Raw genomic sequence first — 15,258 nt, 5'->3', positions numbered from 1 at the left:
GGGGGTGGCGGGCATCGGTGGGGCCGGTTGGGCAAGGGGTACCGCGTCGTGCGGTGGCAGGGGACGAGTGTGCCGCGATCGGCGGCGACGGCAGGGCCTGCCGGGTCAGGGGCCGAACTCGCGCACCTTGTCCTCGGCCTGGGCCAGGTCTCGGCCCAGTTCGGCCAGGTAACGGTCGCGCTCCTCGCTCGACCAGGTGGCGTCCGAGAAGGCCGCCAGCGGGTGGCTGCGCGTGGTGTGCACCGTGCCGGCCAGGCGCGGCAGCATCACCCGATCAGGGAAGGTGTCGGGCTTCAGCAGGAAGGCCTCCACATCGCGCAGCACCAGCGGGAAGGTGGGGCGCTTCTCGCGGATCAGCAGGCCGAACACCGGCAGCTTGAACTCGGCCACGCCGGCCGGCACCTCGCCATTGAAGGTGGCCAGGGCCAGGGGCTTGCCTTCGGCATCGTCGATGCGGCCGCTGACCACGTAGCGGCCCGGCAGCGCCACCTGCGCCTTGACGAACAACTCGAGCGAGCCGTTGGCCAGCACCTCGCGCACGCCCGGCAGCCAGGTGGCGGCCTGCTCGGGGCTGTAGACGAGGTCGAAGTAGATGAAGCCAGGCTGGCCGGCGTACTCGAGGTGCAGTTCCAGCCGCACCGTGCCGGCGAACCCGGCGAAGCCCTGCGTGCCGGGCTGCATCACCGCGGTGAAGACGCCGTCGCCGGCCTGCGCGTCGCCCTGCGTGCCGCTGTCGTTGATGGGTATCGCGAATTCGCGCGTGGTGGGCGGGCGCTCGGGCGGCGTCACCTCCTTCTGCACCGCGCGCAGCACGCGCAGCGGCAGCGGGCGGCCGTTGTCGTCCTGCAGGGTGAGCGTGATGCGCGACGACTCCAGGCCGGCCGCGAACACGCGCTCCTGCGTCGTGCGCAGGTGCACGCCCTGGGTGGGCGCACCGCCGGGCATGCGCAGTGCGCGGTCTTCGGCGATGGGGGCGAAGGGGCGCACCTGGTCGGGGTGTTCCTCGATCGGGCGCGATTCGTGCGGGTAGCGCGCCGCGATCTGGTAGGCCTCCAGCGTGGCCCGGGCCCGCACGAGGCGGCCTTGCCACAGCGCGAGTTGCTCGCGCCGCTGGGCCTCGCCCAATGCGCTGAGCGGCCTTGCCGACGAGGCCGCCGATGCCGCGGCGATGGGGGCCTTGGATGGCGGGGCCGTGGGCGCGGCGGCCAGGGCCTGCGGCCGCTGCACTCCCGGCGCGGGCGTGGCGGCAGAGGGGTCGCCCGGCGATCGCAGCCACCAGGCGGTGGCCACCACCACCGCCAGCGCGGCCGCCAGGCCGGGCCGCAGGCTGCCCCGAACGCGGCGTCGACCGGCGCGGTGGCGGGAGGGGCGACGGCCAGGGCCGCCGGCGCGCCAGGCCCGGCGCCCCGGGCGCGGCGACCCGGGCGCCGGACCGCGGCGGATCACAGGGCGTTGGCGGCCATGTCGGCGCGCACCCGGGAGACGATGCCGCCCCAGTTGCCGTTGGTGTAGTGGTTCAGCGCCTCGGCGTCGTCGCGGAAGGCCACCGAATGGAAGCTCCATTTCGCACGACCGCCCTGGTTGGCGGCGCTGCCCAGCGTGAGGTCGTTGCACAGCCAGTCGGCCGGGTTGCAGAACGAGGCGCCGCTGGCCCCCGACACGCCGCCGCTGGAGTGGTAGGCGATGGCCTCGTCGTCCTGCCCCGGCAGCACGAAGGAGTACAGCGTGCCCTTGGACCCGGCGAACATGTAGAACCAGCGGCCGCCGGTGGCGTTGTGGTTGTACAGCGCGCGGGCGCTGCTGGTCTTCAGGTCGGACACCAGCGGCTCGGTCAGGGCCCAGTCGCCGGCATCGGCCAGTTCGCTGCCGCCGCCGGCGCCGCCGGCCACGTCCACCCACTTGATGTTCCAGCCGACCTGCGAACTGCCGTCGCTGTTGCCGCACTGGCCCGATGCGTTGGGCGTGGCGTTCTTCTTCAGCCGCGACGAACTGCCGTACAGCGCCAGCGCGTAGCCGATCTGCAGGTTGCCCGCCGAATGGGCCGCGATGTAGCACCAGTTGGGGCCGGTGCAGTAGCAGTCGAGCGCGTCGCGGATGCCGCCGTTGGTGGTGGAGATGCGGTTATAGCCGTCCCAGTTGACCGACTTCTTGTTCACGCCGGCGGCGGTAGCGGCCGGGCCCCAGTAGCGGAAGTCGGCGTGGTTGCCGACCTGCCCGCCGCCGGTGCGGCCGTTGATCCAGAGCGAGTAGTTGGTGGCGTGCGCCACCACGCCGGCAATGCCCAGCGTGGCCAGGGCCGTGCCCCACAGCGCGAGTCGTCGGAACAGCGTCATGGTCTTCCTCCCGGGACGTTTGGAATGCGGATGATCGCGCCGGCGCTTTGCGCTGCCCCCGGAGTTTTCCCGAACATCGCGCGCAGGCGACACGCCGCCGTCGGGCCGGCCGCTATGCTGGCCGGCCGCCGACCCCTGCCTCCCGCCACCGATGACCGCCTCTCCCGTCCAGCACGCTGCCGACTCGCGCTATGCCTCGATGCGCCTGGCGGTGACGCTGCTGCTGATGACCATCGGCAGCTGCGGCATGTACGTGGTGTCGGTGACGCTGCCGGCAGTGCAGGCCGAGTTCGGCGTGGCGCGCGCCGATGCCTCGCTGCCCTACACCCTGCTGATGATCGGCTTCGGCCTGGGCGGCGTGCTGATGGGCCGGCTGGCCGACCGCCACGGCGTCATGTTGCCGCTGTTCATCGGCGCCGCCAGCCTGGGTGCAGGCTTCGTCCTGTGCGGCTACGCCGGCGGCATCCTCGAGTTCGCGGTGCTGCACGGTCTGCTGATCGGGCTGCTGGGCAGTTCGGCCAGCTTTGCGCCGCTGGTGGCCGACACGTCGATGTGGTTCGTCAAGCGCCGTGGCATCGCCGTGGCGGTGTGCGCCAGCGGCAACTACGTGGCCGGCGCGGTGTGGCCGCCGATCGTGCAGCACTTCGTGTCCACCGTCGGCTGGCGCCAGACCTACATCGGGCTGGGCGTGTTCTGCGGCCTGAGCATGGCCCTGCTGGCGCTGCTGATGCGGCCGCGCCCGCCGGCGGCCGTGGCGGCGCCGGCGCGGGGGCGCGCGGTGCTGCCGTCGGAGCGGCCCTTCGGCCTGTCGATGAACCAGGCCCAGGGCCTGTTGTGCGTGGCCGGCGTGGCCTGCTGCGTGGCCATGGCGATGCCGCAGGTGCACATCGTGGCCTACTGCGGCGACCTGGGCTACGGCGCGGCGCGCGGTGCCGAGATGCTGAGCCTGATGCTGGGCGCGGGCATCGTCAGCCGCCTGGTGTCGGGCGCCATCTGCGACCGCATCGGCGGCATCCGCACGCTGCTGCTCGGCTCGGTGCTGCAGGGCGTGGCCCTGCTGCTGTTCCTGCCCTTCGACGGGCTGGTGTCGCTGTACGTCATCTCGGCGATGTTCGGCCTGTTCCAGGGCGGCATCGTGCCCTCGTACGCGATCATCGTGCGCGAGCATTTCCCGCCGGCCGAGGCCGGCGCGCGCGTGGGCACGGTGCTGATGTGCACGCTGTTCGGCATGGCACTGGGCGGGTGGATGTCGGGCAAGGTGTTCGACCTCACCGGCAGCTACCAGGCCGCGTTCGTCAACGGCATCGCCTGGAACCTGCTCAACGGCGCGATCGCGTTCTTCCTGCTGCGCCGCAGCCTGCGCTGACGCTGGCGCGGTCGGGCGGCCGTCCCGGCGCGGGCCCGCTGGACGCGTCGATGGCCTGTCAGCCCGGTGGTCGACCGCGACGCTGCCTGCACGATGCGCTGCGGGAACGACATCCCTCGTCGGGGGCGTGTGGTGGCCGCGCCGCACACCGGCGTGGTGCCGGAAAATGCGCTGCCGGGCGCGCAGCGCCGTGCACAATGCGGCGCCATTCGACTTGCCTCCGTCCGCCGATGCGCCCCAATCGCCTGTTTGCCGTGTTGCTGTCGCAGTGGCTCGCCGTGGCGGCGATGGGGGCGGCCGGCCCGGCCCGGGCCCAGGCGGTCGAGGTGCCGGCCGTCTCGGCGGGGCAGGCGCCGACCGAAGGCGCCGCGCTGGTCGCCACACGCTTGCGGCCCGGCGAGCACCTCCACCTCGACGGCACGCTGTCGCACCCGGCCTGGCAGCGGGCGCCGGTGCACGAGGCCTTCGTCGAGAAGGTGCCCGACCTGGGCGCGGTGCCCCGGCAGGCCACGCGGGTGCAGGTGCTGTTCGACGAGCGCGCGCTGTACGTGGGCGTGCGCGCGCTCGACCCGCAGCCGTCGCTGATCCGCGCGCCGCTGGTGCGGCACGACGGCGTCAACCGCACGCAGGACTTCGTCGTGGTCTACCTCGACGCCATCGGCCAGCGCCAGTCGGCCCAGTTCTTCCGTGTCAATGCCGCGGGCAGCACGGCCGACGGCATGCACACCGCCGCCGACGACAGCGAGGACTTCGCGCCCGACTTCGACTTCGACGCCGCCACGGCACGCGACGCGCAGGGCTGGACGGCGGTGCTGCGGATCCCGTTCGCGTCGCTGCGCTTCTCGGACGAAGGCCGCCCCGCCTGGCGGGTGATGGTGGCCCGTCGCATGCCGCGCGAGCAGTTCTCCATGGCCACCTCGGTGCTGATCCCGCGCGACGCGCCCAGCTTCATCGCCACGCTGCAGCCGCTGCAGGGGGTGGAACTGCCCGAGCAGCACCAGTTCCTCACGCTGCGGCCCAGCCTCACCTGGCGCCAGTCCGGCCAGACGCCGCCCGGCGGCGCGCGGCAGCGCGAGCGCACGGTCGACGCCACGCTCGACCTGAAATGGCGCCCGCGTCCCGAGTGGGTGATCGACGCCACGCTGAACCCCGATTTCTCGCAGGTGGCGCTCGATGTGCCGCAGCTCGCCGGCAACACGAGCTTTGCGCTGTCCTTCCCCGAGAAGCGGCCCTTCTTCTTCGAGTCGAGCGACCTGCTGCGCAGCCCCACCGAGGCGCTGTACACGCGCAGCTTCACCGAGCCGCGCTGGGGTCTGCGCAGCACCTGGCGCGGCCAGCGCCTGTCGGGCAGCGCCTTCGCCATCGACGACCGTGGCGGCGGCCTGGTGCTGCTGCCGGGCGCCTTCGGCACCGACGCGGTCGGGCAGCCGGCGTCGCGCTCGCTGGTGGCGCGGGCCCTGGTCGACACCGGTGGGCTGCAAATGGGTGGCCTGGCGGTGTCGCGCCGCTATGCCGACGATCGCGGCAGCAACCAGGTCATCGGCCCCGACCTGGCCTGGCAGATCGATCGAGCCTGGCGCATGCGCGCGCAGTGGCTGGGCTCGGAGACCAGCGCGCTGCCCGACGCCGCCGGCGAGCTTCGACACGGGCCGATTCAGCGCGGCCACCGCGCGGTGCTGCGCGTCAACTGGATCGGCGACAACCGCGACGCATCGCTGCTGCTCGACGACGCCAGCGAGGGCTTCCGCCACGACACTGGCTTCGTCAACCAGGTCGGCGTGCGGCGGCTGGAATCGGCCTACGCGTTCGGGTGGCAGCAGGTCGGCCCGCTGAACGAGCTGTGGGTCAACCTCCACGCCAACCAGGCCCGCACGCGCCGCGACGGCCTGCTGGTCAGCCGCGACCTCTACGCCGGCCTGTGGATGACCGGCGCGCACAACTTCGAATGGTCGATCGGCTGGCACGGCAACCACAAGCTGCGCACCGCGCCCGACGCGCCGCTGCTGAATCAGCACTATTGGAAGTCCGAGCTCACCGTGACGCCGGCGGCCTGGATCCCCTTCCTCACGGCCAGCGGCCGGCTGGGCCGGCTGGCGGACGTGCAGGCCAACGCAGTGCGGCCCGGCGGCGATGCCAGCCTGACGCTGACCACCCGACCGCTGGCACGGCTGGAGTTCGAGCCCAGCGTCTCGACGGCCTGGCTCGAGCGCGATGGCCGGCGCACCTACCGCGAAACCGCCGCGCAGGTGCTGGCCGTCTGGCACTTCAACCCGCAGCAGACGCTGCGCGCCATCGTGCAGCGCACCTCGATCGACCGCCTGGCCGAGCCCGGCGTCGCGGCGCTGGCCGATACCGGCACCGTCGGCTCGCTGACCTGGGCCTGGCGACGCTCGGCCGGCAGCGTGCTCTATGTCGGCGCCAGCCGTTCGCGGCAGGGTGTGGCGGCGGTGTCACGCGGCAATGAGATCTTCGTCAAGCTTCAGGTGGATGCCGACGATCTGCACGGCGCTTTTGCTTTCTGATTCGCCGAGGCCGTGGCACAGTCCGGGCGTTCCGTTTCCCCCCCACCACCCGACACCACGAGGAGACTTCCATGTCCAAGCCCCTGTTCGACCAGCAGGCCATGATCGACCAGTTCGCCCAGGCCAGCGCCAAGGGCACCGAGCAGCTTCGCAAGGCCGTCCACGACGCCACGCTGCAGGCGCTGCAGGGCCGTGAGCTCAGCCTCAAGAACATCCGTGGCGTCGTCGGCCAGGTCACCCAGGCGGCCAACGTGGGCGCGGCTCAGTCCGGCGCCGCCGCGCAGATGGAAACCATGCTCGACACCGCGGTGGCCGGCATGGACGACGCGCTGCTGAAGGCCGTCGAGGCCAACCGCATGGCGCTGGAGCGCCTGGTGGAGCAGGGCGTCTCGCTGCGCGAGACCCAGCTCAAGAAGGCGCTCACCGACCTCGAGAAGATGGAAGACACCATGCTGGCCGCCGTCAAGAAGGCCGCCGCCGGCGCTGGCGAGCCGCTGGCCGGCCCGTGGGCCCAGGTGCTCGAGAAGTTCAACGTGTCGGGCACGCGCACCGGCGCCAAGGCCACCGGCACCGTCGAGGACATGGCCACCCAGATGCAGTCGGCGATGCGCGAGACCCGCGCCGCCAGCATCAAGGCCGCGCAGACCCTGGCCGAGAGCTACACCGCGCTGGTCAGCGGCGTGCTGATCGGCATGTCCGACGCCCTGCGCCAGGGCGGCAGCGCCGCCAAGGCCCCCGCACGCAAGAAGTGAGCGTCCTGGCGGGCAGGCGCCCGCTGCGCTGACCGCCCACGGCGCGCCGACCCACCCGGAGGGGGGTGTTCCCCCTTCAGCGGGTCGCGCGGCGGACGGGGTTCGCCGATGCTCGTGTCCGAGGCCGATCTCAGCGGCCGTTCGAGGACACCCGATGTCGACGCCCCCTGATCACCCCTCTTGCTCCGGCCGACGCCGCCTGCTGCTGGGCGCGGCCTCTGTGCTGTGTCCGGCCGTCGATGGCCGTGCCGCGCCGGTGCGCGCGCCCGAGCCGCCGCCGATGCCCCTGGCCCGCGACTGGAGCCCGGGCGACGACCCCGCCGGCTGGCTGGCGAGCGAGAAGTTCGACGGTGTGCGCGCGCTGTGGGATGGCCGGCGCCTGCGCTTTCGCAGCGGCCGCGAGGTGCCCGCGCCGCCGGCCTTCCTGGCGCGGCTGCCGCAGGAGCCGCTCGATGGCGAGCTGTGGCTGGGCCGCGGGCGCTTCGAGGCGCTGTCGGGCCTGGTGCGCCGCGCCACGCCCGCGGCCGCCGACTGGGCCGACCTGCGCTACCTCGTGTTCGAGCTGCCGGGCGCCCCCGGCCCCTTCGCGCAGCGGGCCGACCGCCTGCGCCGGATCGTCGCCCGCACCGACTGGGCGCCGCTGCAGGCGGTGGCGCAGCAGCCGGTGGCCGATGCCGCTGCGCTGCGCGGCCGCCTCGACGAGGTGCTGCGCGACGGCGGCGAGGGCCTGATGCTGCACCGTGCCGACGCGCCCTGGGCCCCCGGCCGCAACGGCCTGCTGCGCAAGCTCAAGCCGCTGGCCGACGCCGAGGCGGTGGTGCTCGGCCACCAGCCCGGCCGGGGCGCGCTGGCCGGGCTGGCGGGGGCGCTGCGGGTGCGCGCCGACGACGGTCGCGAGTTCGACATCGGCACCGGCCTGTCGGCCGCCCAGCGCCGCGCGCCGCCGCCGCCCGGCACCCGCATCACCTACACCCACCGCGGCTTCACCGGCCACGGCCTTCCGCGCTTCGCCAGCCTGCTGCGCGTGGCGCCCACCTTCTGACGTATCGTGACGACCATGAGCGACACCACCTTCTTCTGGCACGACTACGAGACCTTCGGTCGGGTGCCGCGCCGCGACCGGCCGGCGCAGTTTGCCGGCGTGCGCACCGATGGCGAACTGCGCGAGATCGGCGAGCCGCTGATGCTGCACTGCCAGCCGCCCACCGACCTGCTGCCCGATCCCGAGGCCTGCCTGCTCACCGGCATCACGCCGCAGCACTGCGCGGCGCACGGGCTGCCCGAGCACGCCTTCGCGGCGCAGATCGAGCAGGCGCTGGCCCAGCCCGGCACCGTGGGCGTGGGCTACAACACCATCCGCTTCGACGACGAGGTCACCCGCCACCTGTTCTGGCGCAACCTGATCGACCCCTACGCACGCGAGTGGCAGAACGGCTGCGGCCGATGGGATCTGCTCGACGTGGTGCGTTGCGCCTACGCGCTGCGGCCCGACGGTCTGGAGTGGCCGCGGCACGACGACGGCCGCGTGTCGTTCAAGCTCGAGCACCTGACGGCCGCCAACGGCCTGGCCCACGCGGCCGCGCACGACGCGCTGTCCGACGTGCGCGCCACGGTGGCGCTGGCGCGCCTGCTGCGCGAGCGCCACCGCAAGCTGTTCGACTTCTGCCTGGCGCTGCGGCGCAAGGACGCGGTGTGGCAGCAGATCGGCGCCGACCGGCCCTTCCTGCACGTCTCGGGCATGTACCCGGTCGAGCGCGGCTGCCTGGGCGTGGTGTGGCCACTGGCGCCGCACCCCACGAACAAGAACGAGTTGCTGGTGTGGGACCTGTCGGCCGACCCGTCCGAACTGCTGGGGCTGGACGCCGACGCCATCCGCGCGCGCCTGTTCGTGCGCAGCGACGAGCTGCCCGAGGGCACCACCCGCCTGCCGATCAAGGGCCTCCACGTCAACAAGTCCCCGGTCGTCATCGGCCAGCTCAAGACCCTCTCGGACGCCCAGGCCGAGCGTTGGGGGCTGGATGTCGCGGCCGCGCTGCGCCATGTCGATGCGGCGCGCCAGGCCAGCGCCGCACTGTCGGGCCTCTGGGCCGAGGTCTACCAACGGCCCGCCCCGGTGCTGGCGGCCGATGTGGACGAAGACCTGTACGGCGGCTTCCTGGGCCACGACGACCGCCGCGTGCTCGACCGCCTGCGCGGGCTGACGCCGGCGCAACTGGCCGACAAGCGCCCGGGCTTCGCCGACGCGCGGCTGGAGGAACTGCTCTTCCGCTACCGCGCGCGCAACTTCCCCGACACGCTGCGCGACGACGAGCGCGCGCGCTGGCACCGGCACTGCAGCGAGCGGCTGCACGAGGGCGCCGGCGGCGGCCTGAGCCTGGCGCAGTTCTTCGAGCGCATCGACGCGCTCAGCGAGGCGGCGGACGAGCGCGGCCAGCAGATCCTGGGCGAGCTGTACGACTGGGCCGAGGCCATCGCCCCCGAGCCGGCCTGAGCCGGCTCGATCTGGTGTGCCCCGGCCTGAGCCGGCTCGATCTGGTGTGCCCCGGGCCTGAGCCGGCTCAAGCCGGTGAGCCCCGGCCTGAGCTGGGCATGGCCGTCGCTGCCCTTCCTTGGCGACGGCGGTCCGGCGACGAGGATCAGGCCGAGGCCGGGGCGGGCCCCGGCGCTGCCGGGCCGAGCACGGCGCCCAGCGCATGGGCCGCCTGCACCAGGTTCCGGCCGGCCGACTTGGCGTGGTAGAGCGCGTGGTCGGCTTCGTGGATGGCGGCCTCGCAGTCGGCCCGCTGCGACGCCGGCCGCGACACGCCGATGCTCACCGTGCAAGGCATCGGAGTGCCGTCGGTGGCGCGCAGGTCCAGCGCCGCCACGGCCCCGCGCAGCCGCTCGGCCAGGTGCAGCGCGGCCGTGTCGTCCAGCGGCGCGCAGCCGATCAGGAACTCTTCGCCGCCCATGCGGGCCACGAAGTCGGCGCCTCGCAGGTTGTGCGTCAGCACGCCCGCCACGGCCTGCAGCACGTGGTCGCCGGCGGCATGGCCCCAGCGGTCGTTGATGCGCTTGAAGTGGTCGAGGTCGGCCACCATCAGCACCAGCGCACCGGCATCGCGACGCGAAAAATGGGCATCCAGCGCGGCGGTCAGCCCGTTGCGGTTGAGCGTGCCGGTCAGCGCGTCGCGGGTGGCCATCTCGGCCAGGCGGCCGTTGAGCTTGACGAACACCATCCACAGCAGGTTCAGCGCCAGCAGCAGGGCCGTGAGCGATGAATAGCCGTAGAACAGCAGGGCCGTCATGCCGGTGTACAGCGCGCCGACCCCATGGCTGCCGATGTCGACCACGCGCGTCAGCGTGAGCAGCGACTGGCCGCTCATCAGCACGCCCAGCAGCCACAGCGAGGGCCGCTGCTGCGGCACCTGGCGGCGCACCTCGAGCAGTGCGCTCACCGCCAGGCCGCCGTACACCAGGCCCAGCGCGAAGTTGAGCACCATGTGGCGGCCCTGCGCACCGCCGATGTCCACCGCGACGACGTGCGTTGCCGCAAAGGCCAGCAGCAGCCCCAGGTACCAGCGCGACTGCAGGGTCGGCCGGCCGAAGAAGGTGCGCAGCCCGCGGATGAACAGCAGGGCCGCCAGCACCATGGACAGATCGAGCAGCAGGACCAGCACGCTGGTGGCGTCCAGCCCGAAGGCCAGCCGGCCGATGTAGGCCACGCCGAACAGCACCGCGCCGGCGGCCCACGGCCCCAGCCCGCTGCCCGGCATGTTGCGGCCGATGAGGAACATCAGGCCACCGGAGCAGACCAGGTGCAGCGCGAGGATGAGGATGACGGTGGTCGGGTCCATGCCAGGGCGCCCGAAACCACGGGCGGCCCATCTTACCGACGCCGTCCTGCACGGCAAAGGCCACGGCCGTGACATCGTTCAGGTGGGCATCCACTCCGGGGGGGAGGCGGTCGACCTTATCCTTGCGCCATGAAACTGCTCGTCGTCGGCGGCACCCAGTTCGTGGGCCGCCACCTGGTGGACGCCGCGCTGGCCCGCGGCGACGAGGTCACGCTGTTCAATCGCGGCCGCACCGCCGCGGCATTGCCGGCCGGCGTGCAATGGCGTGCCGGCGACCGGCGCGGCGACCTGTCGGCGCTGGCCGAGGGCCGCTGGGACGCGGTGGTAGACACCTGCGGCTACCTGCCGTCCGAGGTGGCCCGCATGGCCGATGCGCTGGACGGTCGCATCGGTTGTTATGCCTTCGTGTCCAGCGTCTCGGCCTACGCCAGCGCGACCCGGCCGAACGACGAGCAGGCCCCGCTGGGCCGCATCGACGACGAGGACACCGAGGTCGTCGACGGCCGCACTTACGGCCCGTTGAAGGCCGCCTGCGAGCGCGTGCTGCAGGCTCGGCTGGGCGGCCGCGCGCTGTGCATCCGCCCCGGCCTGGTGGTGGGGCCGCACGACCCCACCCAGCGCTTCACCTGGTGGCCGGCACGACTGGCCCGCGCGGCGCTCGATGGGGCGCCGGTGCTGGCGCCGGGCGAGCCGTCGCGCCCGATCCAGTTCATCGATGCACGCGACCTGGCGGCCTTCGTGCTGCGGGCCCTCGACGACGGACTGCGCGGTGCCTTCAATGCCGTGGCGCCGCCGGGCTTCACCACCATGGGGGCCCTGCTGCAAGCCTGCGCCGCCGCGGCCGGCGCGTCCGCGCCCATCGCCTGGGCCCACGCGGACGTGCTGGCGCGCGAGGGCGTCAGGCCCTGGGTCGAGATGCCGTTGTGGCTGCCGGCCGACGGCGAGCACGGCGCCTTCATGGACGTGGACAGCACGAAGGCCTTGTCGGCCGGCCTGCGCCTGCGCCCGCTGGCCGAAACCGTGGTCGACACACTGGCCTGGTGGCGCACCCTGCCGCCGGCGCAGCAGGTGTTCGACAAGGCCGGCCTGTCGCCCGAGCGCGAGGTCGAGGTGCTGGCCCGCTGCGCGTCGGCCGTCTCGGCGTCGGGTGCTCCGCCAGCCGGTCAGTCGGCCAATTCGTAAAGCGCCGAGCCGTCGCCGTTGTCCTTCACCAGCCGGATGCCGGGATAGCGCGACAGGTGAGCGACTCCCGCTGCGCCCGACAGGAAGCGCAGCTGGATGCCCGGCACCGGCAGCAGGCGCCAGTTGCCGTCGGCCGAGGGATCGATGCGCTTCATGCCGGCCAGGTACTGCGCCAGCGCCTCGCGGTTCTCGTCCGGCGCATCCATCACGATGTTGCTGCCGTCCAGCCCCGGGAAGCTGCCGCCGCCCGAAGCGCGGTAGTTGTTGGTGACGACGATGAAGCGCGCCTGCTCGTCGATCGGCTGGCCGCCGTGCCGCAGGTCGACGATGCGGCGCGAGCCCGGCGCGACGAGCTTGCCGTCGCGGCTGTAGCGGGCCGGCCGGGTGACGTCGATGCGGTAGCTCACACCGTCGATCGTGTCGAAGTTGTAGGTGCGGAACGACTCGTTCACCAGGTCCTGCACCGGCGGGCCGGCGGGGTCGATTCGGTTGAACTGCCCGGCCGACATCTCCAGCCATTCGCGCACCTGCGCGCCGGTCAGGCGCACCGCCTTCACCGTGTTGGGGTAGATGTACAGGTCGGCGATGTTGCGGATGGCCACCGGCCCGGCGGGGATGTCGGTGTAGTAGTTCCAGCCCTGGCGGCCGCCGGCCTTGAAGGGCGCGGCGGCCGACAGCAGCGGCAGCGCTTCGAACTCGGTGCCCTGCAGCGCCCGCTTGGCATAGGCCAGTTGCGCCTGCGACACCACCTGCACCGACGGGTCATCGGCCACCTGCGCGAAGTAGCTGATGATCGGCGCGCTGGTCTGTGCCACCTCGGCCCGCACGTAGGCCAGCGTGCCGGCGTGCTCGGCGGCGATGGCCTCGGCCACCATCGGGTCGGCATCGACCAGGGGCTTGCGCGTGGCGCGGTCGGTGATCGGGCGGATCTCGGCGCGGCTGTGCACCACCTTCCACTCGCCCGAGGCGTTGTCCAGGTGCAGGTCGATCACGCCGAGGTGGTCGCCCCAGCGGCCCGGCATCACCGCCGGCACGCCGTTGATGGTGCCGCGCGCCAGGTCCACCTTCGGGTGGCCGGCAAAGAAGCGGCCTGGGAATTCACCGTGCGAGTGGCCGAACAGGATGGCGTCGATGCCCGGCACCTCGGCCAGCCGCGCCACCGAGTTCTCGGCAAAGCCCACGGTCTCGCCGCGCTCGAAGCCCGAGTGCGGGATGGCCACCACCAGCTGCGCCCCCTTGGCCTTCATCTCGGGCACGAGGCGCCGGGCGGTGTCGAGGATGTCGCGCGCGGTCACCCGTCCGAGCAGGTGCTGGCGGTCCCACATCATGATCTGCGGCGGCACGAAGCCGATCACGCCGACCTTCAGCGTGTGCGTGGCGCCGGCCTCGTCGACGAAGGTGCGCTCGAGGATCACGTAGGGCGTGAAGGCATGCTTGGCGTCGGCCGGCGCCACGCCGGGCTCGTCGAGGTAGACGTTGGCGCTGACGTAGGGGAAATTCGCCCCGGCGATGGCCTGCCGCAGGAAGGGCAGGCCGTAGTTGAACTCGTGGTTGCCGATGTTGGCGGCGTCCACGCCCAGGCGGTTCAGCACCTTGTAGGCCGGGTGCACCTGCCCGGCGGGCAGCGGCCTGACGCGCGCGACGAAGTCGCCCAGCGGGCTGCCCTGGATCAGGTCGCCGTTGTCGAACAGCAGGCTGTTCTTCGCCTCGGCCCGCGCCGCCTTGATCAGCGTGACGGTCTTGGCCAGCCCGTACTCGTCGGTGGACTTGTCCTGGTAGTAGTCGTAATTGACCAGGTTCATGTGCACGTCGGTGGTCTCGAGCAGTCGCAGCCTCAGCTCGGCGGCGCGCAGCGGCAGGGCCAGGCACAAGAACAGGCAAAGGCAGGCGGCCCGCGCGGCGGCGTGCCGGGCTGGCGGGCGGACGAGGGCGCGGGCGGGTGTCTGCGTCATGGCGATCCGGGAGCGTGTGCAGCGGCGAAGCATGCAGGGTAGCAGTGAGGCGACTCGGTGTCGTGGCAGGCGGTGGGCGGCGTTTGCGACCAGGCAGCCTTGGCGACGCACCGTTCGGCGGGCTAACATGTCGGACACATGGTCACGACACCCACGACACCCACGACACCCTCCACCGTCCGCCTTGTGTTCCGGGGCGAACTGGTCGCGGGCCACGCCCGCGACGACGTGATGCGCCAGGTGGGCGCGGCGTTGCGTGCCGAGGGCGGCCGTCTGCAACAGCTCTTCTCGGGCAGCCGCGTGGTCCTTCGCAGCGGCCTGTCGGCGGCCGATGCCGAGCGTCATGCGGCGCAGCTCGCCACGCTCGGCGCGCTCGTGCACATCGAGCGCGACCAAGCCGGCATGCCGATGCCGGCCGTGGCCGCCTCGGCGTCGAGGCCGGCCCCGGTCGCGGTACCGGCACCCGCGACCGCGGCCCCGCCCGACGTCGAGCAGATCACCTGCCCGAACTGCGGTGAGGTTCAGTCCAGGCGCATCTTGTGCCGCGCCTGCGCGACCGACATGCCGATGGGCATCGCGGCCAAGCTCGAGGCGGCGCAGCAGTCCCGCGCACAACGCCTGGATGAGGCGCGGGCCCGCCGCGGGCTCGCGCCGCTCGGCCACGGCGCGGCCCATGGCGACGAGGCGCCCTCGTTGTGGGGCCTGGGGTGGCGCGGGCGCGTCGGGCGGGGTGGCTACCTGGGCGTCAGTGCCGCCTTGCTCGCCGCGGTGGTGCTGCTCACTGGGTGGGTCTTGCGCGCCCCCAGTGGCGGCAGGCTGGGCGTGTTCACTTTGGTGATGGTTGCTGTGGCGGTGTTCTCGCTGCGCCTGACCGTGCTGCGGTTGCACGACGTGAACCGCAGCGGTTGGTGGAGCCTGGGGCTGATGGTGCCGTGGCTCGGACAGTTGGCCGGCGTGCTGCTGGCGGTCTGGCCCGGCACGCGCGGCGACAACGCGCACGGCGCGCCACCGCGCGATGGCCAGCCGTTGCTGGGCGCGGCGGGTGTGCTGGCCCTGGGCCTGGCCCTGGTCGTCGGAGGGCGCTCGATCTGGACCTCGTTCGAGTCGGGCGCACCGGGCCTGACGCTCGGCGATCCGGACGCTGGCGACGCGCCGGGGCGAGCCGCGAACCCTCCCTCGGGCGGGCCGCCGACGATGTCGGCGGGTGTCGCGGGCCTGCCCAATGCCGAGGCGCGGGCCGGCTTCGAGCGCGACTACCTGCCCGCCACCGCGCACAAGGCCTTCGCCGTGTCGGCGGGGGGCAGCTGGGGGTGGG

The 15,258-nt window shown here is 73.0% G+C and carries 11 protein-coding genes; 7 read left to right on the top strand and 4 right to left on the bottom strand.

Annotated elements, in window-relative coordinates:
- Window positions 1-105: 105 nt before the first annotated feature.
- Together EOINJALH_RS02875 and EOINJALH_RS02870 are read right to left on the bottom strand one after the other, a co-directional pair.
- A complete protein-coding gene (locus EOINJALH_RS02875) occupies window positions 106-1,290 on the bottom strand; it encodes a choice-of-anchor X domain-containing protein (RefSeq protein WP_144289828.1) in 1,185 nt (394 codons plus the stop codon).
- 152 nt (window positions 1,291-1,442) lie between these two features.
- A complete protein-coding gene (locus EOINJALH_RS02870; RefSeq protein WP_199873133.1) occupies window positions 1,443-2,333 on the bottom strand; it encodes a hypothetical protein in 891 nt (296 codons plus the stop codon).
- Window positions 2,334-2,484: 151 nt separating this feature from the next.
- Between EOINJALH_RS02870 and EOINJALH_RS02865 the strand changes: the two genes are divergently transcribed.
- From EOINJALH_RS02865 to sbcB, 5 genes are all read left to right on the top strand, one after another.
- Entirely contained in the window at window positions 2,485-3,699 is a 1,215-nt protein-coding gene (locus tag EOINJALH_RS02865; protein WP_088278804.1) for an MFS transporter, read from the top strand.
- Window positions 3,700-3,929: 230 nt separating this feature from the next.
- Window positions 3,930-6,221, top strand: coding sequence for a carbohydrate binding family 9 domain-containing protein (locus EOINJALH_RS02860; protein ID WP_088278803.1), 2,292 nt, complete (start codon window positions 3,930-3,932; stop codon window positions 6,219-6,221).
- A 71-nt stretch (window positions 6,222-6,292) separates the two neighbouring features.
- On the top strand, window positions 6,293-6,973 hold the full coding sequence (locus EOINJALH_RS02855; protein ID WP_088278802.1) for a DUF6781 family protein: 681 nt from the start codon (window positions 6,293-6,295) through the stop codon (window positions 6,971-6,973).
- 154 nt (window positions 6,974-7,127) lie between these two features.
- Entirely contained in the window at window positions 7,128-8,015 is an 888-nt protein-coding gene (locus EOINJALH_RS02850; protein ID WP_088278801.1) for a DNA ligase, read from the top strand.
- 15 nt (window positions 8,016-8,030) lie between these two features.
- A complete protein-coding gene (gene sbcB, locus EOINJALH_RS02845; RefSeq protein ID WP_088278800.1) occupies window positions 8,031-9,464 on the top strand; it encodes an exodeoxyribonuclease I in 1,434 nt (477 codons plus the stop codon).
- A gap of 145 nt (window positions 9,465-9,609) precedes the next feature.
- Here the strand turns inward: sbcB and EOINJALH_RS02840 are convergent, their stop codons facing one another.
- A complete protein-coding gene (locus EOINJALH_RS02840) occupies window positions 9,610-10,809 on the bottom strand; it encodes a diguanylate cyclase (RefSeq protein WP_158219632.1) in 1,200 nt (399 codons plus the stop codon).
- Window positions 10,810-10,938: 129 nt separating this feature from the next.
- On the opposite strand from EOINJALH_RS02840, the gene EOINJALH_RS02835 reads away from it, so the two are divergent.
- On the top strand, window positions 10,939-11,991 hold the full coding sequence (locus EOINJALH_RS02835) for an NAD-dependent epimerase/dehydratase family protein (protein WP_199873132.1): 1,053 nt from the start codon (window positions 10,939-10,941) through the stop codon (window positions 11,989-11,991).
- Here EOINJALH_RS02835 and EOINJALH_RS02830 read toward each other — a convergent pair.
- Window positions 11,973-13,943: a bifunctional 2',3'-cyclic-nucleotide 2'-phosphodiesterase/3'-nucleotidase gene (locus EOINJALH_RS02830; protein WP_088278798.1), complete on the bottom strand. Its 1,971-nt coding sequence runs from the start codon at window positions 13,941-13,943 to the stop codon at window positions 11,973-11,975. The genes EOINJALH_RS02835 and EOINJALH_RS02830 overlap by 19 nt on opposite strands.
- A gap of 138 nt (window positions 13,944-14,081) precedes the next feature.
- On the opposite strand from EOINJALH_RS02830, the gene EOINJALH_RS02825 reads away from it, so the two are divergent.
- The coding region (locus EOINJALH_RS02825; RefSeq protein ID WP_144289827.1) for a DUF805 domain-containing protein at window positions 14,082-15,258 on the top strand (1,177 nt) is incomplete at its 3' end.

Origin of the sequence: Ideonella sp. A 288 (assembly GCF_002198735.1) — a bacterium.
GTDB lineage: Bacteria > Pseudomonadota > Gammaproteobacteria > Burkholderiales > Burkholderiaceae_C > Pseudaquabacterium.
Note: the sequence above shows the minus strand (reverse complement) of the source record. Positions and strands in the feature narration are given on the sequence as shown.

Excerpts from the sequence above, each read along its gene's own strand:
- EOINJALH_RS02835 (WP_199873132.1), top strand. The coding sequence starts at position 10,939 with ATGAAACTGCTCGTCGTCGGCGGCACCCAGTTCGTGGGCCGCCACCTG.
- EOINJALH_RS02840 (WP_158219632.1), bottom strand. The coding sequence starts at position 10,809 with ATGGACCCGACCACCGTCATCCTCATCCTCGCGCTGCACCTGGTCTGC.
- sbcB (WP_088278800.1), top strand. The coding sequence starts at position 8,031 with ATGAGCGACACCACCTTCTTCTGGCACGACTACGAGACCTTCGGTCGG.
- EOINJALH_RS02870 (WP_199873133.1), bottom strand. The coding sequence starts at position 2,333 with ATGACGCTGTTCCGACGACTCGCGCTGTGGGGCACGGCCCTGGCCACG.
- EOINJALH_RS02860 (WP_088278803.1), top strand. The coding sequence starts at position 3,930 with ATGCGCCCCAATCGCCTGTTTGCCGTGTTGCTGTCGCAGTGGCTCGCC.
- EOINJALH_RS02830 (WP_088278798.1), bottom strand. The coding sequence starts at position 13,943 with ATGACGCAGACACCCGCCCGCGCCCTCGTCCGCCCGCCAGCCCGGCAC.
- EOINJALH_RS02855 (WP_088278802.1), top strand. The coding sequence starts at position 6,293 with ATGTCCAAGCCCCTGTTCGACCAGCAGGCCATGATCGACCAGTTCGCC.
- EOINJALH_RS02865 (WP_088278804.1), top strand. The coding sequence starts at position 2,485 with ATGACCGCCTCTCCCGTCCAGCACGCTGCCGACTCGCGCTATGCCTCG.
- EOINJALH_RS02850 (WP_088278801.1), top strand. The coding sequence starts at position 7,128 with ATGTCGACGCCCCCTGATCACCCCTCTTGCTCCGGCCGACGCCGCCTG.